Source organism: Brevibacterium sp. SIMBA_078 (assembly GCF_046534565.1).
Lineage (GTDB): Bacteria > Actinomycetota > Actinomycetes > Actinomycetales > Brevibacteriaceae > Brevibacterium.
In genome coordinates this window covers 1-253 of the sequence record NZ_JAWRYQ010000405.1, presented here as the reverse complement: position 1 = coordinate 253, position 253 = coordinate 1, and the positions used below count along the sequence as shown (strand labels likewise).

The window sequence follows — 253 nt, the reverse complement described above, 5'->3', positions numbered from 1 at the left end:
ATTAATGACATTGCCGACCAGACCAATTTGCTGGCGCTGAATGCTGCTATTGAAGCCGCCAGAGCCGGTGAGTCGGGTCGGGGCTTTGCAGTTGTTGCTGACGAAGTCAGACAATTAGAAACGGTTTTATGCTTTAAAGGGTATTTAGTTCCGGAAGATGGCAAGCATCACTGTGTTGGCGCAACCTTTAATCGCGATAGAGAGGATTTAGAACCAATCCCGGAGGATGACGAGGAAAACCTGAAACAACTGG

At 48.2% G+C, this 253-nt stretch carries 1 protein-coding gene; it reads left to right on the top strand.

From position 1 onward, the window contains the following. A partial coding sequence (locus SB749_RS20205) for a methyl-accepting chemotaxis protein (protein ID WP_410711881.1) occupies positions 1–253 on the top strand: 253 nt, incomplete at both ends.